The organism is Saccharothrix sp. CB00851 (assembly GCF_001905065.1).
GTDB lineage: Bacteria > Actinomycetota > Actinomycetes > Mycobacteriales > Pseudonocardiaceae > Actinosynnema.
The window spans coordinates 1-22,318 of sequence record NZ_LWLC01000040.1 but is presented as its reverse complement, the minus strand read 5'-3'; the positions used below and the strand labels follow the sequence as shown (position 1 = coordinate 22,318).

Genomic DNA, 22,318 nt, shown 5'->3' with positions numbered 1-22,318 from the left:
CCCCGATGTCGTTGACACAGTGCGAAGTGTTCACAAGTGAACCGTGAGCGTTCTTGCACCGCATCGGGTGATCACCGAGCCGTGATGACGATCTTGTCGCTGGGTAAACAAGCCGCGACACCACGTTCGGCAAGGAGGACCGCCATGATCACCGAGGAGAACCCCGCCAACAGACCCCGGCCCGCCGACCCGGTACTCGAACTGGTCGGCGAGGTACCTGATCTCGCCGGAGTGCGGCGCTGGACGGGCGAGGTCCTGGCCGACCTCACCGAGGACGAGATCACCGACGCGAAGTTGGTGGTGTCCGAACTCGTGACCAACGCCTACCAGCACGGCCAGCCCCCCTCCACCTGCGGTTGCGACGCACCCGTGCGCTGATCCGCGTGGAAGTGACCGACTTGTCGCCGCACCTGCCGGTGGTGGGCCGATCCTCGGTCCGGGTGACACGCGGTCGCGGGATGGTGCTCGTGGACCGGCTGTGCCGACGCTGGGGAACCGTGCGCAACGCGGTCGGCAAGACGGTGTGGGCCATTCTGTCCCGCCGACCCGGACACACCACGGTGTCGACCGGTTGACCCCCGGTTGACCCACCCTCAACCGCACAACACCGGCGTACGACAAGCGAACAACTCTCGCCGCACATGCGATGGCAACTGCGCGGTGCTGATGAACCACCGCGGGTTCACGCTCGACCGAGGCTCAGTCAGGTGCTCGAACTGATCGGTGAAGAGCCGACACTGCCCACTCCGGGTTCCGCCGTTGACGACGAGACCACGTGCTGCGACGGCCAGGTGGACTACAAGGGCGTGGCCGGTGTCGGCGATTTCCCACACGGAGCATCGCGCAGTAACCCGAGTGCTCCGGAGCCTGATCGTGTCGCTTGTTGATCTACGTCGACACAGGAGGAGTCCTCGGAAACGCTATTCGAGGTGACCAGGCGTTATCGGATCTTGGGGAGTTCGCCGCTGTTCACCAGGTTCGGCCACCTCGACCAGTTTGGTGTTGGTGTGCTGGCTGGCCCGCGTGAGCACGGCGAAGGCTTGGTTCCCGGTGATCTTGTGGCGTTCCATGAGGATGCCCTTGGCCTGGCCGATCAGGTCACGGGTACCTACCGCCCGCGACATCTGCGCCACCTTCTGCGCGTCGGCCATCGCCACCGCGGCGTGCGTGGCGAACAACAGTCCCACCTGCTCGGACTCGTCGGTGAAGGCATCGGCGTCGCGCGAGTACAAATTCAGAGCACCCAGGTCGTCACCGGTGACGTAGAGCTGGAACGACAACATGCTGCCCACGCCCAGTTCGACGGCACGAGCGGCGAAACGCGGCCAGCGCTGCTCCACGGCCATGTTCGGCAGCCGCACCGTGCGGTGCTCGTACAGCGCGTCGACGCACGGCCCCTCGCGGAAGTCGACCTGCGCCTGATCCACCTTGTAGACCAGGTCGTCGGAAGCCGCCGGCGTGCTCATCGTCTTGCGGCTCTCGACCACCGACACCCCGGCGTACTGCGTTCCCGGAACCGTGCCGACCGCCGCGTGCACGATCCCGCGCAGGGTGTCCTCCACACTGTCCTGCCCCTGCAAATAGCGCGCCAGGTCGCCCAACTGCAACGCCAGGTCGTTCATCTCGTCACCCCCGAGGGCATGACGAGGCAATGCCTCTTGCCGATCCCGGCCACCCGCGTCCTGTCCGTTGCCAGCCGTCATGGGAAACCACCTTGCCGAGGGGGCGGCCGTCGGCGCGTTGTACCGCCCCAGGCCGTTGACCGAAGCGCGCTACGCGGATCGAGCGCTGACCCGGGACCGCCATACGCGCCGTGAAGCCTACCCGCCAGTCACCGGTCACCACGACCACGACCCGCGTAAACGGTCCTCGCACCCACCCGGATGCGCGCTGTCGGCACCTTTTCGCCAGGCCGACAGTCTCAAAAGGCGCCGGGATATCCGGCCTCAACTCGCAGCAGAGGGGATCGTAGTCCTTGGCCACCAGAACAACTCTCCAAGCGTGGCCCACAGCTCAGGGCTCCCGGTGTCACGTAAGAAAACTCTTCTCGCCGTGCGCCTGGTCCGCATAACCGGCACCACCGACCGTCGCATCGTCGAGGTCGATGGAGACACATACGCCGTCGCCCGCGGCGACGATCCCTTCGAGCCAGCCCGTCACATCCGCTACTGACCCTTCCATGGCCTATCCCCGCCGAAGCCAAGCGTCAAGATCATGATGAATCAACCACACCACCCACAGGACGACCGTTATTGCCTCGGGGCTTCGGGCCTTGCCCCTGCGGCGCTTGACGAGGTTCACCGCGACCGCGTGTTCCTCCAGGTGCCGACGTCCCACGACAGTTCCTTGGTCGTCGCGGAGTTCCGGCCGGACAAGGCGACACCGAGCACCAACAGCGGCAGCAGGTCCTGCGTGGTCAGGGACACCTCGCCCACCAGATCTCACTGAGCGGTCAGATCGGTGGACATCGCCACCTCCGGGCCCGTCCCGAGGCCGGCTTCGCCACCGACTCACCCACCTCACCTGGACCGATTACCGATCAAGGTTGCGCGACACAGCACCAGCCCGAATCCGTCGGCCGCGACAGACCCGGCTCGAGGATCCACGTGCTGTCCGAGCGGATCGGCTGCCGCTCGCCCTCGGCAGGTTGAGCTTCCCCCGATAACCCGAGGCGGTTGTTACCTGGATACGGTCGGTGCCGCCGGGATGGTAGCTGGCCGGGCCTGAGCGGTGTGCCAGGCGGCTTCGTACTCGTCGGGGCTGAGCCAGCCGAGGTCCTTCTGGATGCGTTCGGTGTTGTAGAACCCGTCGATATAACGGAACAGGTCGTTCTCGGCCTCGTCACGGGTGCGCCAGGACCGGCGGTAGACCAACTCGATCTTGAGCGTGGAGAGGAAGTTCTCCATCAGGGCATTATCGTAGGAGTCGCCGACCGACCCCATCGAAGGCAGGATCCCGTTGTCCTGCAACCGTTCCGCGAACCGGAAGGCGGTGTAGGTCGACCCGCGGTCGCTGTGGTGGATCAACTGCCCGTCGCGCACGTCGCGGGACCAGATCGCGTACTCCAGCGCACCCAGCACCAGGTCGGTGTCGCAGCGGTCGCTGGTCTTCCAGCCCACGATCCGGTTGGAGAACGCGTCGCGCACCGCGGCCAACCAGAAGGCGCCCTCGCCGGTGCGGATCCGGGTCGCGTCGGCCACCCACAGCCGGTCCGGCGCGGGCGCGGTGAAGTCCCGGTTCACCCGATCGGGCGCCGGTGCGGCCCGTGGATCCTGCCTGGTCGACGGCGTCCGCCAGTGTTTGCGCAGGAACGCGCCCTGCAGGCCGGCCTGGCGCATCAGCCGTTCGACCCGCTTGCGCGACACCCGGATACCCCGACGCCGCAGGACCTGGTGTACCCGCGGGCTGCCATAGGTGCCGCCCGAGGCGGTGTGGATGTCGGTGATTTCGTCGGTGATCGCCCGGTCCTCGCGTTCGCGATCCGACGGGGCGGCCTGTCGGGCCACCCAGCCGCGGTAGGTGGACGAGGCGACACCGAGAACCCGGAGGACGAACTCGACCCCGAAGCGGCCGCGAAGCTGCTCGACGAGCTTCACGACCGTCGCCGGGTCGGGTCGAGTTCCGCCGCGAAAAACGCGGACGCGGTCTTGAGGATCTCGTTGGCCCGCTTGAGCTCCGCGTTCTCTTTACGGAGGCGGCGCAGCTCCTCCGACTCGGTCGCGGTGGGCCTGTCGTCCCGCTCGCCGCGGTCGGCCTCGTCCTGCCGTATCCAGTTCCGCAACGCCTCGTGGTGCACGCCCAGCTGCTCGGCCAGGCGCCGGATCACCGGCTTCGGATCCGACTCCCGGTACAACCGGACAGCCCGAGCCCGCAACTCGTCGGGGTACTTCTTCGGTGGTGCCACGGACGACTCCCTTCAGGCCCTATCGGACCATGCCTGGAAAGCCACCGGGCTACCGGGGGAAGCTCACCTTCCGGTTCCTCGCCAGACCCGTGTGCTGATCACCCGACCGTCAGCTGACCGTGGGATCCGCCACGCTGGCATGACGGTGACGAACACACTCGAACGCCACCAGCGCCGCCGCGTCGGACTCGGCAAGAGTGTGCAGGTACCTCTCGGTAGACCGCAGGCTGGCGTGGCCCAGGCGCTCGCGGACGGTCTGGATGTCGGCACCGCCGGCGAGCAGCCAGGAGGCATGCGCGTGGCGCAGGTCATACATCCGCACCCGACGCCTGATCCCAACCGCGGCCAGGGCCGGTTTCCAGATGGTCCTGAGATACCACCTGCGAGGTAGGTGCCCGTCGGTATCAACCCGCCGTCCGCACCGAGGCCGATCCTTGCCCTGCGCACGTCGCCGGGCCCGGTAGCCGGCGTAGGCGGCACGGCACGTTCCACATCGGCATCCGCGCGCGGAGTAGCGCGACAGTGTCCCATGATCGCCCGGGATCGAGCCCTCGTCGGATGAGCTCGGTTCCGTGACCGCCTCGCGCTCCGGGAAGGGGAACAGCAGGTCGCCGGGTTCGAGGCGTGATCGCTCAACGTAGGCCGCCACCTGGCCGACGAGTTGTCGACGCAGCCGCAGCCGCCGGAAGTCCCGGTCCTTCGGATACTCCTTCACCAGGAAGCGACCGCCGGTCGGATGGAACCGCGGCTCGACCTCCTCCACGGCCCTGGCCACAGTCAACAGACACGCCGCCACATCGAGGTCACGCACCGCTCGAACGACTGACGGACACTCCTGGCATCGGCGAACCGACCCGACACCACGTCCACCTCGGCCCGCCGCCACGCCCGATCGGCATCACGCACGTGGTCGAACGTGCCGGCCGAACGCTCACGACCCCACACATCCCAGTAGTACGCCGTGTACCGCACACGATCCGACACACCCACACGCCGACGCGAATAACCCACCACCAACACCTCCGGCCATGCTCGATGAGCAGAAACAGCAGCTCAACGAGCATGGCCGGTTCGACAGCTCCCGGACTACAAGGTGCTGCGCTCAGATCCGGTGACGAGGTTTCGCACATCGTGAGGCGTGTGGATCAGGTAGTGACGCAGCAGATCGGCAGTGGCTCTGGCGTCGGCGAGGGCTCGGTGAGCGGTGCCATGAGTGGTTATGCCGATCGCGGTGAGACAGTCGTGCAGTTTGCGGCGACCTGCCTGGTGGACGCGGTCGTCGAGCTTCATCGTGCACAGCGTCGCGCTCGACGTAAGCGGGGTGCTGGTGCGGGCGAACTCGGCGTTCAGGAAGTTCAGGTCGAACGAGGCGTTGTGGGCTACGACGACGGCGTCCGCCAGGTGAGCGGCGAGGGTGGGTGCTATGTCGGCGAACGCGAGAGCGCCCACCACGTCGTCCTCAGTGATGCCGTGAATCTCGGACGCAGCAAGTGGGCGTTGTGGGTTGACCAGTGCGCTCCACTCACCCAGGACGGTGCCGTCGGGAGCGACGCGGATGACCGCTACCTCGATGACTCGGTCCTTGCCCCAAGCGGCGAAGCCGGTGGTTTCGACGTCCACGACCGCGTAGGCCGTCGGGGTGGTGAAGAGCGGTGCCGGGACGGAAGAGGTCCCGGTGATGACGTCGACTTCGTACTCGGGCATCCGATCGATCAGGTCCGTCAGTGCGGAACGGGCTCCTGTCATGTCGAGGTACCCGGCGGCGTAGCCACGGGTGCGCAGTGGCTTGCCGAGGTGGACGTCGTGCTTCTCGACCGTCGTGTCGGGCAGGGCGGCGGCGATGTCCTCGGCGGTTGTGTCGTCTTCGAAGAGCAATTGCTGGAGGACCGCGCGCAGCTGGGCCGGTGTGCACTTGGGCACGGTGAAGGCGACGCCGTCCCCGACCGCCGGCACGCCCGCACGAGTCAGCCACGCCGTCAGGGTGTTGACGATGCGATCGCCGCGCCACGGGAAGACGATGGTGTCGTTGCCCGTGGCCAGCGCGGGGTTTCGGGCGAGGTCGAAGCGGCGGTAGGCCGCGCGTCCTTCGTCGAGGAGGCGTTGCGCGGTAGCGTCGAGGTAGCCGGGAACGTCGTCCGATTCGTACCACCTGCGCATCCGGCGTCGGACTTCGTCGTGGATCTCGGCACGACCGCCGGCGAACTTGGGTGCCCGTCCGCCCCGCGAGGGCTCTACCTGGATCAGTGCCGCCTGATCGTCCACCGAGACGATCTTCCAGCGCCTGCCCGCGAAGATGACAAGTGAACCGACTTCGGTGGGTGTGGTCATGTGCAGTACGCCGAGGGTTCGGGAGCCGTGCACGAGCCGGTACTCCTGCTTCTCCGCGAAGACCGCGTAGAACGAGTAGTGATTGACGATCCGCTCCCCCACCCGGCCGAGCAGCAGCAGGCCATCGGGCTCCTGCTGAACGAGTTCCGCCTGGCCGAGGTCGCGCAGCAGGGTGGCGAAGGTTGTCTTGTCGATGTGCGCGAACGGTCCGGACAGGCACAGCGCTTGGAACAGCTCGACCGGGTGGGCGCCTTGGTGCTGGGCGATGACGGACATGATCTGCTGGATGAGCGTGGAGAGGTGCAGCGATGACGTGTCCGCGGGCTCGTACCAGCGCTCGGACAGCAAGCTCATCATCGCCACTGCCTGGAACAGTTCGGCGCGCAGCTCGTCCTGGGGTGCGATGTCGGCGTTGATCTCCTGGGCCGTCACGTACATCCGCAGGACAGCGGGCTCGCCACGGCGTCCGGACCGGCCGATGCGCTGGCGCAGGCTCGCCACCGAGGGCGGGGCCCCGACCTGGGCAACCGAGGTGAGCGTGCCGATGTCGATCCCCATCTCAAGCGTCGACGTGCACAGCACGGTAACCGGCCGATTGCTCTTGAGCAGGCCTTCGACGTGCTCGCGCACGTCTTTGGCGAGGCTTCCGTGGTGTGGGAAGAACTCATTGGGCACGGCGTGTTCCTCGCTGCGGCGGCGCAGGCGGTCGGCGTACAGCTCGACGTCTCCGCGCCGGTCGAAGAAGACGAGGTTGTTGCCGCCTCGCAGCTTGGTGAACACGTGCTCGCTGATGCGCTCGACGGAGGTCCCCCCGTCGGCTTCATCGTCCTCGGTGGTCGGTGCCTCGTTGACGTACCCACGAATGATGGCGCTGATGTCGGCACTTTGATGCGAGGCCGTCAGGAGGTGGACGTCGCCGCCGTTACCCGGGCGCAAGTAATCACGCGCCGACTCCATATCGCCCAGGGTTGCCGACAACCCGATGCGGGGAACGCGACGCCGGGTCGCCAGTTCGACGCGGTGCAGCAGGGACTGGAGCTGGGCGCCGCGCTCGGTGCCCATGAACGAGTGCATCTCGTCGATCACGACCCAGCGCAGGGCGCGCAGCAGCCAGCCGATCTCCATACCGCGCAGGACGAACATGGCTTCCAACGACTCCGGCGTGATCAGCAGGATGCCGTCGGGTTTGGTGAGCACCTTGGCCTTGGCCGAGCCGGGAACGTCACCGTGCCAGCGGTGCACCGGGAGGTCGAGGTCTTCGCACAGCTCGTCGAGGCGGCGGTGCTGATCGTTGATCAACGCCTTGAGCGGTGACACGTAGAGCACCCGGATGCCGCCGTCATCCACCTCGTCGAGCAGGGCGGAGCAGATCGGCAGGAACGCCGCCTCCGTCTTGCCCGACGCGGTGGCCGCCGAGACGATCACGTCCTCGGTCCCCTTGAGCACCAGAGGGATCGCCTGCTCCTGCGCGTCGTTGAGCTTCTGCCACCCCTGCCGGTGAATCCAACGCTGGACCTTCTGGTGGAGGCGGAAGAAGTGCGAGGACCCTGGTGAGGTGTCAGAGGCGGAAGGTGGCCAGCTCATCGTCCACCCTCGACTCGTCCTGTGCGGCGGGCTCCAGTGGTTCGAGGTCGGGGTTGAGCTCCGCCTCGAACCGAACGCCACCGACGAGCGGTTCCCAGGGTTGGCCGGGGTTGTGCTCGAGCACCGACAACAGGTTGAGGAACTCGCGGATCGTGGTGCGCGGGGTGCGGAAGTAGGCGTCGCCGATGTTCTGCGAGCAGTGGCGCATGAACGCGTGCAGTGCTTCGTCGGGCACGAGGTATTGCTGCGGGTCGCCCGAGGCGTGCACGTGGCGCAGCTTCGTGAGCAGGATGTAGAAGTCCTCCTGGGTGAGGTTGGTCAGCCGCAACACCGGACCGGAGTGGTCCACCAGGCCGTTGGCGGCGAAGGCGTTCTCCGCCAGGCGGGACTGCAGCGCCTCGTAGGAGTACAGGCCACGGCGAGTGTCCATGAGGAACTCGGGCGTGCCGCCGAACAGGAAGCCGACGTGGGTGCTGATGCCCTGCAGGCTGTCGTTGACGATGCGCAGGATCTGCTCGTAGTTGGCGGAACGGGCCTGCGACGAGGTCAGCTTGTAGAGGTTGACCATCTCGTCCAGGCACACCAGCAGACCGCTGTAGCCGGCCATGCGCACGAAGCGGGACATCAGCTTGAGCTGGTCGTAGAAGCTCGCGTCGTCCACGATCGTGCGCACGCCGAGTGCGGCACGAGCCTCGGTCTTGGTGGTGAACTCGCCGCGCAGCCACCGCACCGCGTCGATCTTGAGCTGCTCGTTGCCGGTGTCGTGGCCACGCCAGTAGGCCTCGACGACGGTGCCGAAGTCGTAGCCACCGACCAATTCGGACAGCTCGGCCATGCGCTGCCGGATCACGTTCTCCGGTGACGTGCCCTGCTCACGGGCGGTGGTGAGCGCCTGGGAAACGAACCGCTCGACGATGCCCGCCAACGCGCCGCCGTCCGGCTTGGCCGAGGTCGAGGTGTTGCGGGCCAGCTCGGCGTAGAGGCTGCGGGCCTGGCCGCCGGTGGCATGCAGGCGGCGGTCGGGCGCGAGGTCGGCGTGCATCGTGACCAGGCGCTTCTTCAGCGCGGCGGCGCGGATGAGGTTCAGGAAGAACGTCTTGCCCGAACCGTACTCGCCGATGACGAAGCGGGCCGTGGAGCCGCCGTCGGCGACGCTGTCGAGGTCGCGCAGCAACGACTCGACCTCGCGCGCGCGTCCGACCTGCACGTGCTGCTGGCCGGAGCGAGGCACGACGCCCGCCCGCAGCGATTGGATGATCGCGTCGCGGTCGCGGGGCCGGATGCGCGTGTCGTTCATGCGAGCAGTTCTCCCATTGCGTAGTCGTTGATCACGAGCTGGTCGCCGTCGTCCTCGACGACCGGTTCGTCGGCGGCCTCGACCGCCGCTTCGTTGAGCACGTCCAGCACACCCTCGGGCAGCAGGCCTGCCCCGGCGCAGAGCGCGTCGAAGTCGGCACGGCTCCAGGACGGTTGTCCGGCCAGTTCCCGCAGCAGGGTCGAGTGGGCGGCGTCGAGGTCGCCGACGAGGTCCACCGCGACGACCGGTGTTGGTGGAGGTGGTGCCGCTGCTGCCGGCTCGTCGTCGAAGACGTCGGCGAGCAGCGCGGCCACGGCGGCGCTTTCCCGCATCTTGGCCTCCACCAGGGCGGGGTCGAGGCGCACCGCGCCGACCGGTGGCTCCGGCTTCGGTGGTGGCGGGATGAGGTAGCCGGTCGGGCCGGTGTCCGCGGGCACGACGACCACGGGTTCGGTGGCCGGTGCCGGACGGGTGGACGCGGCGGTGAGAGCGTGCAGTTCGGTGTACACCGAGTCCGGCTCCTGCCCGAGCAGCTTGTAGATCTTGCGCAGCGTGTCGACTTCGCCCGGCGAGACGACGCCGTCCACGGCCGCGATCGCGGTGGCGAACTCGGCGACGTGAGCGCGTTGCGCGTCGGTCAGGCTTCCCAGGCGCTTGGTGAGCCCGGTCAGCTTCAGCTTCGAGGCCAACAGCCAGTCCAAGTGGGCGGTCAGCCTGATCCGCTCCCCTGGCGTCAGGTGCAGGCTCGACTCCAGGTGGGAGACCAGGTGGTCCCGCTCGGCGGTGGACACGACGTCATCGGCCGCGGAGACCACGGCGGCGAGGTGCAGCAGCGTCGTGGCGGCGGTGTACTCGGGTGTCGCGGTCGCGGACTGTGCGGCGGTGATGCGGAACAGCACGGCCGGCCCCGCGCTCTGCACCGGACCGCCCAAGCGCACGTCGGGTTCGATGCCGATGCCGAACTTGTCCAGCAACTGTGCCAGTCCGACCGCGTCGGCCTTGGCGAACTTCCCTGACGCCTTCGCGGGCCAGAGAGCGACCAGGTCCGACATCTCGAACCTGGCCCGCGGCACGTCTGCGGGCAACGTGCGCTCGACCAGTGCGCGCACCGGCCGCAGGCCCGCCAGGTCGCCGGTGAACAGCTCGGTTGGCAGCAGCGCCAGCGCGGGCAGCGTGCCCGCGGCTTCCGGTTGCCGTCCGATCAGGCGGCTGTAGGCGTCCAGGTCGTCCGTGCAGGACTCGACCAGGGCTTTGAGCACCTTCGTCGGCGCCGCGGCGGTGAGCACGTCGGGCACGTCCGAGTGCCACGTCGTCGAAGTCAGCCCACCGCTGGCGGGGCGGTAGGAGAGTTCCACTCGGCTCTTCAGCGGACGGACCCGGAGGCCATCGGCGTAGCGGGCCCGGTAGCGAGTGGCGAACAGCGCGTGGAACTCGTCGGGGCAGCGCGTCGCGGGTGTTCGCGGGTAGATCTCGGGGTGGAGCATGGCCCACGACCACGCCCACTCCACGGGAACGGGGAGGCCTTCGGCGGCGAAGCGGCCGATGCCGAAGCGCAGGGTGAGCGGCGGGAGCCACTTGTCGTGTTCGGCCGGGTCCGGCGGAGGTCCTTCTCCCCTGGAGATGAGCGCGCGGAGAACCTCTCGGAAGGCGGTCGCGTACTGGCGGAACGACGAATTGCCGCCGTACACGGTCAGGAGCCGGACGACCTCGCCAAGGATGCGCGGCAGGTCGGCCCGCGCGGCCGGGTCCTGCTGCGCGTCGACCAGCGCCCGTCGTTCCAGGCCGTAGAAGTACAGGAACACGTAACCGATGCAGGCGTCCGGCGCCCACCTGCCGCCCTCCAGCCAGAGCAGGTACGCGGCCCGGCTGCGCGGCGTGATCGAGTGGTAGGCGGGCCAGTAGTCCATGTCCCGCCCGGCGAAGTCGGGCCTGCGCCAGTCGATCGGCAGCGTCGGGTCGATCACCTCGACGTTCCGGTCAGGCACCGCGTCACCCCGGGACAGCTTCCCGATGTAGAGCATCCCACCGGGCAGTGACCTGCCGGCCACTGATGACGTGGAGCCGGCCGGCACCCAGGCGGGGGCGGACGCGGAGGGCTGACGTCGCGGCTGCGGCCGGGTCGGCGGTGGTGGTCCGGGCCGCGGCGGACGCGGGGCGGGTGCCACCGGCGGCACGGGCGCTGCAAACGGCGGCACGGGTCGCGGTGGCGCCATGACGGCGGGCTTGCTCTCGAACAGCTGCCGCAGCCGGTCCAACAGCCCCACTCGGCCCCCTTAGCTCGCGCCGTATCCGCACGGACGGTCCTTCTGAACGGTGACAGCGGCTACGTCGCGTCAGTTCGACCCAGCGTTAGCGACCGAACGGGTGAACTACATCGGTGACACTTTCGTTTTGTCGCAGCAACGAGCCACTACGCGAGGGTTGCTCACTCAATCGTGTTATTGGTCGATGTAGCGCTGCCGTGAAGGGCCGCGATGTGCGAGCCATGATCCCTCTGCATGATCACCACCCGGCGCCGCGCCCCGTGATCCCCACGATCCTCCGGAGCGTGCGACGGTGACCGGAGTGCGGATCGTGCACGCGGCGGACATCCACCTCGACAGCCCGCTGCGGGGGTTGAACGGGTTCGTCAAGGAGGACGTCGCCCACCAATTGCGCCACGCCTCGCGGCAGGCGTTGAAGAACCTGGTGCGGTTGACCGTCGACGAGAAAGCGGCCGCGCTCGTGCTGGCCGGCGACATCTACGACGGCGACTGGCCCGACTACGCCACGGGCCGGTTCTTCGCCGAGCAGATGGACTTCCTGAACGAACACGGCGTACGGGTGTTCATGGCCGCCGGCAACCACGACGCGGCCAGCGTGGTCACCAAGGCCGTGCGGCTGCCCGACAACGTGACCGTGCTGGATGTGGACAAGGCCGAGACCGTGATCGACGAAGACCTTGGCCTGGCCGTGCACGGTCAGGGGTTCGCCACGCGTGCCGTCACGACGAACCTGGCGCTGGCCTATCCCGACCGCGTCCACGGCTTGGTGAACGTCGGAATCCTGCACACCGCGGTATCCGGCGCGGAGGGCCACGACACTTACGCACCGTGCACCCCGTCTGACCTGCTCAAGCCCAGGTACGAGTACTTCGCGCTCGGCCACGTCCATCAGCGGCGACTGGTGAACGACGGCCCGTGGGTCGCGGCGTTCTCCGGCAACCTGCAGGGCAGGCACGCCAACGAGACCGGCCCGAAGGGCGCTCTGGTGGTCGACTTGGACCGGGACCAGCCCGCCGTCCCGAGGTTCGTCGCACTCGACGTGGCCCGGTGGGAGCGGATCGAGGTCGACGCGTCCGGTCACGGGACGTTCGACGAAGTGCTCGACGCGGTGGAGACGAGCTTGGCCGACGCCAGCGTCGCCGCCCAGGGTCGTCCGCTGGTCGCCAGGGTGACGGTGATCGGGACAAGCCGTGCGGCGGGTGCGTTGAGCGACCGTGAGCGGTTGGTCGAGGAGGTGCGGGCGTCCGGTGTCCGCTCGGGCGTCACCGTGGAGAAAGCCGTCTCCCACGCGCGCATGCCGCAGACCGGCGACCACGTGGACGATCGGCTGATCGAAGCGGTGCTCCGCAGGGCTGGGGACCTGGGTCACGGCAGCCCTTTGGTCGACCGGCTGACCGCACCCCTCAAGCGCGATTTCGGCCGGGTGCTGCGCAAGGACAGCCCGCTGGACCTCAACGACCCCGCCGTGCTGAAGCGGATCACCGCGGCGGCGTTGCACGGCCTGGTCGCCAAGCTGACCACAGGGGAGGACCGATGAGGGTTCGGCGGCTCACACTGGACAGCTACGGCGCTTTCCACAATCGGACGATCGAGCTCGGCACCGGTCTGAGCGTGGTGCTCGGCCCGAACGAGACCGGCAAGACCACCGCGCTCGACGCGCTGGCCGACCTGCTGTGGTCGATACCGCAGTCCTCGAAGCGCGCCTTTCACTACCGCCGCCAGGAGCTGGCCATCAGCGCGGTGCTCGTCCTGCCCGACGGCACCGAGATCCCCGTCGAGCGACGTGCGAGCGGAATGATCGACACCGCCACCGGCGCGGAGGTTCCCGTGCTGTGGCAGGGGGACGGAGATGACCGCGGCCGGTGGCGGACTTCGTTCGGCCTGTCGCACGAGGAGCTGCGCAAGGGCGGTGAGTACCTGTTCAAGGGTGAGGGCGACCTCGCGTCCCTGATCTTCCGAGCCCGGAGCGGGCAGTCCGTGCACCACCTGCTGGACTCGCTGTCGGCGCGTGCCGACTCGCTCTACAAGGAGCATCGAGGAAACAAGGGTGTGCGGGCACGTCGTGCTATCGCCGAGTACGAGCAGGCGGTGCACGACGTCGAGGAGGCCACCGCGCTCGCCGCCGACGTGACTGCCATCCGCGAAGTGCTGCGCCAAGTCGGCGAGGACGTCGAGCGAGCCCGACGGGTCAAGGACGCCGCCTTCACCGAAATGGCCGGCCAACAGGCACGCCTGCGGGTGATCGGCAGAATTCGGCTGCTGGCCCAGGCCGAAGGCAGGATCTCGGCCCTGCGATCGGCAGGGCCTTGTCTGGATGCCGACGACCTCGCACTCCACGGCGAGACCGCGGAACGGCTCCACCGTGCCGAAGGCGAGATAGTCGGCGTCGAGGGCGAAATCGCCGCGACGTCCGCGCAGCTGGCGGACACCGCTTCCGAGGACCCCATCCTCGAAGACCGCAGCCTGGTCGAGCGTCTGCAGCGGGAATCCACGGCCAGACTCGACGACGCGGAGCAGGCCCGGGCATGCCTAGCTGACGCCGATGAGAGCGACGCGAGCACCCGAGCGCTGCTGGTCGAACTGACCGGCAACGTCGACCAGCCGGTCGACGTACTGCTGAACACGCTGTGGGTCGGCGAGGATCGCGTCTCCGAGTTGGACGCCGCGGCGGAGGCGCTCGTTCAGGCGGACGCCGTCGTGATCGAGCGACAACGCCAGGTAGAAACCGCGGGCGACCGCGAACCGGCCACATCCGACGCGGAGGCACCGGACGCGCAGGTCGTCGCGTCCCTGCGTGAGGCGGTGAGTGCCATCGAGGCCGAGGACTCGGTGGTCACTGCTTTCCGGCGTGCTGTTCAAGCCGTGGCGGATGCGCGGCACGAGCACGCTCGTCTGCTCACGACGGTGGGCCTGCCCGCACACACGCGTCTGGGGACACTGCCGTCCCGCGAGTCGGTGATGGGCGCGCGCGACGACATCACGGCTTGTGACGATGCCATCCGCACGGCTCGTCGAGAACTGGACGGCCTCGACAGGCGGTCCACCGACATCCAGAGGCAATTGTCGGACGACGAACTGCACCACGTCCCAGACCCGGCAGAGGTGACGGTTGCCCGTGCGGCTCGCGACGACCTGATCACCGAGGTCGTGCGCGCTTGGCTCGCGGGTGAACCGCCCGCACGAGCGCCCGGTCTGCCGGTGGAGGTCGAACGCGCCGTCCGCGAGGCCGATCGCGTCGGCGACCTGCTCGCGGAGCACGCCGAAGTGGCGGCGAGACGCGGAGTGCTGACCGCCGAACTGGCGAAGACCCGTGCCGAAGCGATCGTCGCCGGATCGAAGGTCGCGGAGGCGGAACGTGCGTGCACGGCAGCCCGCCAGGCGTGGGAGGCCATCTGGGCGCCGGTTGGCGTTCCGCATCCGCCCGTCACCGATGCGCTCGTGTTCCACGAGTCGCTGGCCGGTGCGCTTGTGGCCGAAGGACGGGCGGTCACCGCGACCCGTACCGCCGAGGACCTGCGTCCCGCGGTCGAGGAGAGGCGCCACTACCTGGCGGACGTAGTCGCCCGGGCGGGACGACCTCGGCCCGAGGCGGACTTGGACAGCCTGCTCGAAGCGGCGAGACACCTGCTGGACGAGGACGACGACGCACGCGAGGCCCGTGCGGTCGCGCGGAAAGTACGGGCCATCCGGCAGGAGGCGGAGCGGGAGCTCGAACGGGCACGCACGCGGCGGAACGAATCCGCGGACCGGTGGCGGACGACCCTGGCCACCGCCCACCTCCCTGACCTGAGCCCCACCGGGTGGTACCGGCGGCGCGACATCGTCACGCGGGCCCGCACGTCGCACGTCACCGCGACCGGCCTGCGGGAACGGGCACGGCAGCTGGCTGAACGGCACTGCGGGTTCGTGGACGAACTGGCGGCACTCACCGCACGCCTGGGGGTCGAGGGTGACCACGTCACCGACGTGCTCGACACCCTCTCGGCCCGGGTCCAGGCGGCGATGCAGGCCAAGGGCACCGCGGACAACCTCGTTCGCAGGCTCGACTCGCTGCGCCGGAAGCTCGAAGAGCACATCGAGCAACGGCGCCTGGCCATCGCCGTTCTGGACGACTTGCGTCAGCGGACCGACGCTGTGGACCTCGACGCCGCGGCTGAACGAGGCGAGGAACTGGCCGGCCTGTTGACCGACGTCGACCAGCACAGTGAGGTGGTGCGCACCGCAGTGCCGCGAACCGACCCACGGCAATTGGTCGCCGAGTTGAGCGATGTCGACGAGGAACAACTGCGGATCGACGCCGACACGGCCGGCCGGCGGTACGAGGACGCCGATAAGGCCCACGAAGAAGCACTCCGCCGTTACGGCGAGCTCTCTCAACGGCACCAGGCTCTGATCACCCGGCCCGGCGCCGCCGAACTGCACGCCAAAGCGCACGAACGACTGGCAGTGCTGGCCGACGAGGTCGAGGAGTACCTCGTGGCCGAGATCCAGCGCACTGTCCTGCGCGACGAGTTGGAGGCCTACGAGCGGGAGCACTCGTCACCGCTGCTGGAGACCGCCGGGCGCATCCTCGAAGAGCTGACCGGAGGGCGTTACGTCGCCCTGCACACGCACAGCGACGCCAACGGGCGGTCGTTGCGCATCGTCGGCACCGACGAGCGACCCCGGAAACCGGACGAGCTGTCGGAGGGGACGGCCGACCAGGCGTTCCTCGCCCTCCGCTTGGCCGGCATCGAGTCGTTGCAGGACGACAGGCGGACCCGCGGGCTCCCGACGCTGCCGGTCGTCCTCGACGACGTGCTGATGACCTTCGACGACGCCAGAGCCGCTGCAACGCTCAAGGTGATGGCACGGCTCGCACGGCGGTGGCAGATCGTCGTCTTCAGCCACCACACCCACCTCCGCCAAGTCGCCGAAGGCCTGGAGTCGGACAACCTCACCATCGCCGAACTGGACGCCCCCTCCTCGATCGACTCCACGCGCACCCCGCAGGAGATCCGCGACGCCGCGCGCGAGCGCATCGTGATCGGCAACCACACCGAACCCGCCCCGCGCGCCACGAAGACGGTCGACCCGACCCTCGTCCGGGCATGGGCGCGCCGAACCGGCAGGCAAGTGGGGGACCGCGGCCGGATCTCACAAGACGTCATCGACGCCTACGAAGCCGCTCACAGCTGAACCTGCGCCACCGGGGCGCAGTGCGCCCTCAAGTCGATCAGGGCGGCCAGACCGGACGGCGCACCGATCTACGTGATCATGGACAACCTGTCGGCCGACAAGACCCCGAAGATCCTCACGTGGGCCGCCGGCAACAACGTCGAGATCTGCCCGACTCCGACCTACGCCTCCTGGGCCCACCCCATCGAGCCCCAGTTCGGACCACTGCGCACCTTTGTCATCGCCAACTCCGACCACCCCAACCACACCGTCCTGGCCAGACAGCTCCAACAACACCTGCGCCGGCGCAACGCCAACGCCCGCCACCCCGACATCCTCGACGCCCAACGCCGGGATCGAGCCCGCATCCGCAGCGAACGACACCAACGCTGGGGCCGACCACGAGCAGCCTGACCAACCCGGCGAACCTATGTGGTCAACGCACTAGCCACCGTCGTGCAGACGGGCCAGCGCACGAGAACGGTGAATCATGACCCATCCGAAGGAGGGATATCGCCAGCGTGGGAGCACGTTCCAGTTCGTGGCATAGACGGAGGTTTCCGCGACGCCGGAGTAGCACTCGCGGGTGGAGACCGGGGCGGCGGCGGCCCAGCCGGCGACCCGGCCGTCGACGAGGGCGACCCAGCGGTGCTCGGGCAGCAGCAGAGGTACGAGGGCTGTGAATAGACTTGATCGGCATCAGCCAAGTCCTCCTCAACACCGCCGACTTCGCGCTGTAGGCCGGCTCCCGCGAGTAGGACGCCGAACCGATAGTCCAGTCCGATGTGGATGGACAGCCGACGAGCACGAGCCGCCCTGCGTGCCAGCCCACCGGTCGGCCGGGGGGCAAAGCCGATCAACGCGGTGAGGGGTGCCCGCGTCCGAGAATCCCTGGCCGGCAGTCGGATTGTCGGCTCTGGCACCGGACGTCCTGGCAGCCCTGCTGCTCTCGGCCGCGCGGTTGGACTCGACGCCCGCTTCGTGGAGGATTCCACCTACTGCGGACCCGCGGTCACGAGTTCCGCGCATACGCCCAGCGGGCAGGATGGTTTCTGCGCCACCTCGGTCTCCTCCGGCGTGCCGATGGCGAACGTCACGATTCGCACGTTGCAGGGCCGTGCAGATGATGACGCTGGACGTAGGTGAATGCGATAAGGACGAAGACTGCCCCCACTGCGACGCAAGTGATCGCGACGAAACCCAGGGACGCGGCGGAGGCTTGACGGACGATCCCGGTTGTCATGGCGGTTCGGGCGGCGGCCGTGATGCCTTCTTGTTCGAGGCCGGTGATGAAGCGGTACTGGAAGAGGGCGCCGAGGCCCGCGATACCGACGGTGAGGCCGAGGTGGTGGGAGGTTTCGTTGATTCGGCTCGCGGTGCCGGCTTTCGCGGGATCCAGTGCGCGGGCGAAGAGGTTGTGGCGAAGTGGGGTGCCCATTCCCATGCCCGCGCCCACCAGGAGCGTGCTGGGAAGAACCCCGAGCCAGGTGCTGTCCGGGGTGATGAGGCCGAGCAGGCCCGCGCCGATCGTGATGAGCAAGACCGACGTGCCGACTGCGATACCGGGCGGGATCTTGGTGACGAGGCCTCGGGTGGCGAGGGCCGCGCCGATCAATGCCACCGCTAGCGGTAGCAGGCATGCGCCTGTGATCAGCGGCGAGTATCCGAGCGTGGCTTGGAGGTGGAGGGTCGTCAGGAAGACGGTGGCCAGGCCGATGGCGGCGGATACGAACGTCGTCAGGGAGACGCCGAGGAACGCGCGGTTCCCGAACAGGGCCAGTTCGAGCATGGCCTTGTCACCACGGGCGCGTTGTGCCAGCAGGAACACGAACAGCAGGAACGTCGCCGCGGTGAACATCGCCAGGATCGGGGTGCTGGTCCAGCCGAGTGCCTGGCCGCGGAGCAGGCCGAGGACGACGAGCGCGACGCAGGCGCCGGACAACGTGAACCCCGGCCAGTCGAGGGCATTCGACGCGATCGGTGGGACCGCACGCAGTTGCGTCTTGCCGATCGCCTGCAGCATCACGCCGGCCGGCAGGACGGACAGGAAGACCAGTCGCCAGTCGACCTCCGCGAGGAGGCCACCCACCACGGGGCCGAACGCCAAGCCCAGCACCGCGGCGGTGGACAGGAGGCGAACAGCCCTGCCACGTGCCGGCCCGGGGAAGACGTGTGCGGCGAGCGTCGAGGCCGCCGCGAGCAGGAAGGCGGAGCCGACGCCCTGGAACGCTCGGGCGGTGGCGAGCACGGGCAACGTCCCCGCGGCGCCCGCGGCCACCGAGCCGGCGGTGAACAGCAAAGCTCCCAACCGGAACGCCGACCGGTGGCCGAAGCGGTCCGCCAGCGCGCCCGCGGTCAACAGGAACACGGCCAGCGGCGCGACGTGTGCGGCGACAACCCACTGCTGACCGCTGAAGTCGATGTCCAGCTCAGCGCGCAAGCCGGGTAACGCCATCACCACCGCGGTGCCGTCGAGCATCACCAGGAAGGTGGCGGTGGCTGCGGCCACCAGGGTCCACCACGGTGAGGACAACGGGATGATCTTCCCTTGGGCGCGCCCTGCGGACGGCTCATCCGCCATCGGGCGCCCCTCCCGCGGGGCGTTTCCGAGCGACAGCCCGCCCGGGTGTCTTGGCGCCGGTCCGGTGACGTCTCATGGTGGAGAGGTCACGGCTGGCGGTGGTCACGCCGCGCAGTCGCACCAGGACGGTGCCGTCCGCAGTGGTGGCGGTGTACTGCTCACCGTCCGTTGTGGAGAAGCGGCGCAGGTCGACGTGAGGGCCGAGCAACCGGGCCAGCTCGCGATCATCCGACGGAACCGGGATGTCGATGGACTTCACCTCGGACAGCGTTCCCGGAGGGCCGGCGGAGCCGAGGAGCGCCTCCAGCGCGTCGCCGGGAAGCAGGTACCCGTCGAACCTGGTGTCCACCGCCGACTCCGGCTCATGGTCCGGCCAATCACCCATTTCCGACGTATCGGGCACGCAGAGGTGCACCGACATCCGGGCGTGCTCGACCGTCGGGACGGCGTTGACGGGCGGGCTGTCGATGCGGACTTCCACGTCGTCGCCGCTTCGGGTGGCGGTGACGACGACGCGTCGCGGCCACCGCCCGGCGGGTGCGCGGAGCAGTCGCGGTAACAGGACGTTCGAGTACCGGACGGGTACCAAGTCCGGGGTGAAGGAGGCGGCGGCCTCGGCCGCGATCTGCACCAGTGAGGCGGTCGGCATGGCCGGTTGGCCGTTGACGAGGTGGTGGCGGATCTCCTCGTGGTGGTCGAGGTCGATCTCGACGTGCCACAGCGCCGCGGTGCCGTCGTGCCGCTCCGGCTCGGGCAGGAACACGGCCGTCCTCGTCCGGCTGCCTTCGTCGTGCGGTGTGGAGTGGTTCGACATCATGACGTCCCGTCTCGGCGGGTCGGGAGGGAGATGAAACCACGAAACGCTCTCGGCCGGAAACCGTGCGTTCGCACCCTTACCGTAGCGACCGGACGTGTGCTCGCCGACGAACTCCCTCCTCCTGTCGGCGGTACTCGCCGCTGCTGTCGGCTGTCAGGGTCGGAAACCCCCGTCCGTCCCATGAGGAGGTCCGATGCAGACCACCACGTACGTCGAGGTGGAGCGGCACGATCGCGTCCGCGTGCTGCGGCTGGCTCACGGCAAGGCCAACACCCTGACGCCCGACGTGTGCCGTGACCTCACCGGTGCCCTGGCGACCGCCGCGGCCGACGGGGACGCGGTGGTGCTGACCGGTGCCGGAGCGATGTTCAGCGCGGGCATCGACCTGCACCGACTGCTGGCGGACACCGGCCTCGTCGGTGAGTTCCGGGAGGCGTTGGTGGAGAGCTTCGCGGCGCTGTTCCACCACCCCCACCCGACGGTCGCGGCGGTGAACGGCAACGCGGTCGGGGGTGGCGCGATCTACGCGGCGGCGTGCGACTACCGCGTCATGTGCCGAGGTCGTGGCCGCATCGGCACGCCGGAATTGCGCGGCGGCATCCCGTTCCCCGACCTCGGCATCGAGATACTTCGGCATTCCGTAAGTCCCGCAGTGCTGGTCGATCTGGCCCTGCGAGGTGCCCTGTACAGCGCTGACCAGGCACGAACCATCGGGCTGGTCAACGAAGTGGTGGACCCGGACCAACTGCTGGACACCGCTCTCGCGACCGCGGGCGTGATGAGGCAGGCACCGGCGCCCCTGTACTCATGGACCAAACGGCAGGTGCGCGGTGACCAGGCGCGGCCGGAGGTGGCCGCGGTGTGGGACGACGACGCGGTCCTCGCGAGCATCGCGTCCTACGCCGAGAACCTCGGCGCCGGACGGGCGTAAGGCTCCGGCGTTCCGCCTGGGCTTCGGTGGCTTGACTTGAACTCGGCTTCAACGCCGAAACTGGCCGCGATCCGAATGCCCACACGGCGTCGAACGCGAGGAGAGGCATGCTTGAGCACGCCCGCAGGCTGTTCACCAGTGAGTCGGTGACCGAGGGGCACCCGGACAAGATGTGTGACGCGATCAGCGACTCGATCCTGGACGCGTTGCTGACCGAGGACCCGCGTTCGCGGGTGGCGGTGGAGACGATGGTCACCACTGGTCAGGTGCACGTGGCGGGTGAGGTGACGACCGAGGCGTATGCCGACATCCCGTCGATCGTGCGGGACAGGATCGTGGAGATCGGGTACGACTCGTCGGCCAAGGGTTTCGACGGTTATTCGTGCGGTGTGAACGTGGCGATCGGTTCGCAGTCGCCCGACATCGCGCAGGGCGTGGACACGGCGTTCGAGAAGCGGGTCGAGGGTGCCGAGGACGAGATCGCCAAGCAGGGTGCGGGCGACCAGGGCCTGATGTTCGGGTATGCCTGCACGGACACGCCGGAGTTGATGCCGTTGCCGATCGCGCTGGCGCACCGGTTGTCGCGGCGGTTGACCGCGGTGCGCAAGGACGGCACGGTGCCGTATCTGCGTCCGGACGGCAAGACGCAGGTCACAATCGAGTATGCGGGTGACCAGCCGGTGCGGCTGGACACGGTCGTGGTGTCCACGCAGCACGCGGACGGCATCGACCTGGAGAAGCTGCTCGGCGTCGACATCCGGCAGCACGTCGTGGCGCCCGAGGTCGACGCGCTCGGCCTGGACACCTCCGACGTGCGGCTGCTGGTCAACCCGACTGGCCGGTTCGTCATCGGCGGTCCGATGGGTGACGCGGGCCTGACCGGTCGCAAGATCATCGTCGATACCTATGGTGGTATGGCGCGGCACGGTGGTGGTGCGTTCTCGGGCAAGGACCCGTCGAAGGTGGACCGGTCGGCGGCGTACGCGATGCGGTGGGTGGCGAAGAACGCGGTGGCCGCGGGTCTGGCCACGCGGATCGAGGTGCAGGTGGCGTACGCGATCGGGAAGGCGGCGCCGGTGGGTTTGTTCGTGGAGACCTTCGGTACCGAGACGGTCGACCCGACCAAGATCCAGCAGGCGATCGGTGAGGTCTTCGACCTGCGTCCGGCCGCGATCATCCGCGACCTGGACCTGCTGCGCCCGATCTACGCCCCGACCGCCGCGTACGGCCACTTCGGCCGCACCGACATCGAGCTGCCGTGGGAGAACACCGACCGCGCCGACGCCCTCCGCGCCGCAGCGGGAGCCTGAACCATGGGTCTTCCACAGAGGACCGCCATCCACGCCGCCAAAACCAGGGGGAACCGCGTGACCCAAGTGGCATCGGACAAGTTCACGACTCGCAATGGCATCGATTTCGCCGTGGCGGACCTCTCCCTGGCCGAGTTCGGCCGCA

General features: G+C 68.6%; 17 protein-coding genes. 7 read left to right on the top strand and 10 right to left on the bottom strand.

What is annotated here, in order from left to right:
* Positions 1-144 precede the first annotated feature (144 nt).
* On the top strand, positions 145-378 hold the full coding sequence (locus A6A25_RS42575; protein WP_083668865.1) for an ATP-binding protein: 234 nt from the start codon (positions 145-147) through the stop codon (positions 376-378).
* A 542-nt stretch (positions 379-920) separates the two neighbouring features.
* Here the strand turns inward: A6A25_RS42575 and A6A25_RS32830 are convergent.
* Complete coding sequence (locus A6A25_RS32830; protein WP_073896894.1) at positions 921-1,622, bottom strand: GAF and ANTAR domain-containing protein; 702 nt, start codon at positions 1,620-1,622, stop codon at positions 921-923.
* 79 nt (positions 1,623-1,701) lie between these two features.
* Between A6A25_RS32830 and A6A25_RS46950 the strand changes: the two genes are divergently transcribed.
* Positions 1,702-2,172, top strand: a complete 471-nt coding sequence (locus tag A6A25_RS46950; protein ID WP_143193559.1) for a NaeI family type II restriction endonuclease — start codon at positions 1,702-1,704, stop codon at positions 2,170-2,172.
* A 125-nt stretch (positions 2,173-2,297) separates the two neighbouring features.
* Here the strand turns inward: A6A25_RS46950 and A6A25_RS44345 are convergent, their stop codons facing one another.
* From A6A25_RS44345 to A6A25_RS32790, 7 genes are all read right to left on the bottom strand, one after another.
* On the bottom strand, positions 2,298-2,435 hold the full coding sequence (locus A6A25_RS44345; protein ID WP_158073856.1) for a hypothetical protein: 138 nt from the start codon (positions 2,433-2,435) through the stop codon (positions 2,298-2,300).
* A 243-nt stretch (positions 2,436-2,678) separates the two neighbouring features.
* Positions 2,679-3,596 carry an IS3 family transposase gene (locus A6A25_RS32820; protein WP_073896893.1) on the bottom strand — a complete coding sequence of 306 codons (918 nt, stop codon included), beginning with the start codon at positions 3,594-3,596 and terminating at the stop codon, positions 2,679-2,681.
* The gene (locus A6A25_RS32815; RefSeq protein ID WP_053715920.1) at positions 3,593-3,904 is read right to left on the bottom strand and encodes a transposase; all 312 of its coding nucleotides are present in this window, start codon (positions 3,902-3,904) and stop codon (positions 3,593-3,595) included. The genes A6A25_RS32820 and A6A25_RS32815 overlap by 4 nt, the downstream gene beginning before the upstream one ends.
* A 109-nt stretch (positions 3,905-4,013) precedes the next feature.
* Positions 4,014-4,667 (bottom strand): tyrosine-type recombinase/integrase, encoded by a 654-nt coding sequence (locus tag A6A25_RS32810; RefSeq protein ID WP_198932942.1) that lies wholly within the window; start codon positions 4,665-4,667, stop codon positions 4,014-4,016.
* A 323-nt stretch (positions 4,668-4,990) separates the two neighbouring features.
* The gene (locus A6A25_RS32800; protein ID WP_073896888.1) at positions 4,991-7,816 is read right to left on the bottom strand and encodes a DEAD/DEAH box helicase; all 2,826 of its coding nucleotides are present in this window, start codon (positions 7,814-7,816) and stop codon (positions 4,991-4,993) included.
* Positions 7,791-9,113 (bottom strand): ATP-binding protein, encoded by a 1,323-nt coding sequence (locus A6A25_RS32795; RefSeq protein ID WP_073896887.1) that lies wholly within the window; start codon positions 9,111-9,113, stop codon positions 7,791-7,793. The genes A6A25_RS32800 and A6A25_RS32795 overlap by 26 nt, the downstream gene beginning before the upstream one ends.
* The gene (locus tag A6A25_RS32790; RefSeq protein ID WP_083668862.1) at positions 9,110-11,377 is read right to left on the bottom strand and encodes a tellurite resistance TerB family protein; all 2,268 of its coding nucleotides are present in this window, start codon (positions 11,375-11,377) and stop codon (positions 9,110-9,112) included. The genes A6A25_RS32795 and A6A25_RS32790 overlap by 4 nt, the downstream gene beginning before the upstream one ends.
* Before the next feature lie 292 nt (positions 11,378-11,669).
* Here A6A25_RS32790 and A6A25_RS32785 point away from each other — a divergent pair, with 292 nt between their 5' ends.
* From A6A25_RS32785 to A6A25_RS32775, 3 genes are all read left to right on the top strand, one after another.
* Positions 11,670-12,914, top strand: coding sequence for a metallophosphoesterase family protein (locus A6A25_RS32785; RefSeq protein ID WP_241829033.1), 1,245 nt, complete (start codon positions 11,670-11,672; stop codon positions 12,912-12,914).
* Positions 12,911-16,555, top strand: a complete 3,645-nt coding sequence (locus A6A25_RS32780) for an AAA family ATPase (RefSeq protein WP_073896882.1) — start codon at positions 12,911-12,913, stop codon at positions 16,553-16,555. Before A6A25_RS32785 ends, A6A25_RS32780 begins: the two co-directional genes overlap by 4 nt.
* Positions 16,556-16,633: 78 nt before the next feature.
* Entirely contained in the window at positions 16,634-16,948 is a 315-nt protein-coding gene (locus tag A6A25_RS32775; protein ID WP_198932941.1) for a hypothetical protein, read from the top strand.
* Between the two features lie 679 nt (positions 16,949-17,627).
* Here A6A25_RS32775 and A6A25_RS32770 read toward each other — a convergent pair.
* Together A6A25_RS32770 and A6A25_RS32765 are read right to left on the bottom strand one after the other, a co-directional pair.
* Positions 17,628-19,115: an MFS transporter gene (locus A6A25_RS32770; protein WP_083668861.1), complete on the bottom strand. Its 1,488-nt coding sequence runs from the start codon at positions 19,113-19,115 to the stop codon at positions 17,628-17,630.
* Positions 19,105-19,929 (bottom strand): polyketide synthase dehydratase domain-containing protein, encoded by an 825-nt coding sequence (locus tag A6A25_RS32765; RefSeq protein ID WP_158073855.1) that lies wholly within the window; start codon positions 19,927-19,929, stop codon positions 19,105-19,107. Before A6A25_RS32765 ends, A6A25_RS32770 begins: the two co-directional genes overlap by 11 nt.
* A gap of 196 nt (positions 19,930-20,125) precedes the next feature.
* Between A6A25_RS32765 and A6A25_RS32760 the strand changes: the two genes are divergently transcribed.
* Positions 20,126-20,863, top strand: a complete 738-nt coding sequence (locus A6A25_RS32760) for an enoyl-CoA hydratase/isomerase family protein (RefSeq protein ID WP_073896876.1) — start codon at positions 20,126-20,128, stop codon at positions 20,861-20,863.
* Positions 20,864-20,970: 107 nt separating this feature from the next.
* Entirely contained in the window at positions 20,971-22,173 is a 1,203-nt protein-coding gene (gene metK, locus A6A25_RS32755; RefSeq protein ID WP_073896875.1) for a methionine adenosyltransferase, read from the top strand.
* Positions 22,174-22,318 lie beyond the last annotated feature (145 nt).

Excerpts from the sequence above, each read along its gene's own strand:
- A6A25_RS42575 (WP_083668865.1), top strand. The coding sequence starts at position 145 with ATGATCACCGAGGAGAACCCCGCCAACAGACCCCGGCCCGCCGACCCG.
- A6A25_RS32830 (WP_073896894.1), bottom strand. The coding sequence starts at position 1,622 with ATGAACGACCTGGCGTTGCAGTTGGGCGACCTGGCGCGCTATTTGCAG.
- A6A25_RS46950 (WP_143193559.1), top strand. The coding sequence starts at position 1,702 with ATGGGAAACCACCTTGCCGAGGGGGCGGCCGTCGGCGCGTTGTACCGC.
- A6A25_RS32800 (WP_073896888.1), bottom strand. The coding sequence starts at position 7,816 with ATGAGCTGGCCACCTTCCGCCTCTGACACCTCACCAGGGTCCTCGCAC.
- A6A25_RS32795 (WP_073896887.1), bottom strand. The coding sequence starts at position 9,113 with ATGAACGACACGCGCATCCGGCCCCGCGACCGCGACGCGATCATCCAA.
- A6A25_RS32780 (WP_073896882.1), top strand. The coding sequence starts at position 12,911 with ATGAGGGTTCGGCGGCTCACACTGGACAGCTACGGCGCTTTCCACAAT.
- A6A25_RS32775 (WP_198932941.1), top strand. The coding sequence starts at position 16,634 with ATGGACAACCTGTCGGCCGACAAGACCCCGAAGATCCTCACGTGGGCC.
- A6A25_RS32770 (WP_083668861.1), bottom strand. The coding sequence starts at position 19,115 with ATGGCGGATGAGCCGTCCGCAGGGCGCGCCCAAGGGAAGATCATCCCG.
- A6A25_RS32765 (WP_158073855.1), bottom strand. The coding sequence starts at position 19,929 with ATGTCGAACCACTCCACACCGCACGACGAAGGCAGCCGGACGAGGACG.
- A6A25_RS32760 (WP_073896876.1), top strand. The coding sequence starts at position 20,126 with ATGCAGACCACCACGTACGTCGAGGTGGAGCGGCACGATCGCGTCCGC.
- metK (WP_073896875.1), top strand. The coding sequence starts at position 20,971 with ATGCTTGAGCACGCCCGCAGGCTGTTCACCAGTGAGTCGGTGACCGAG.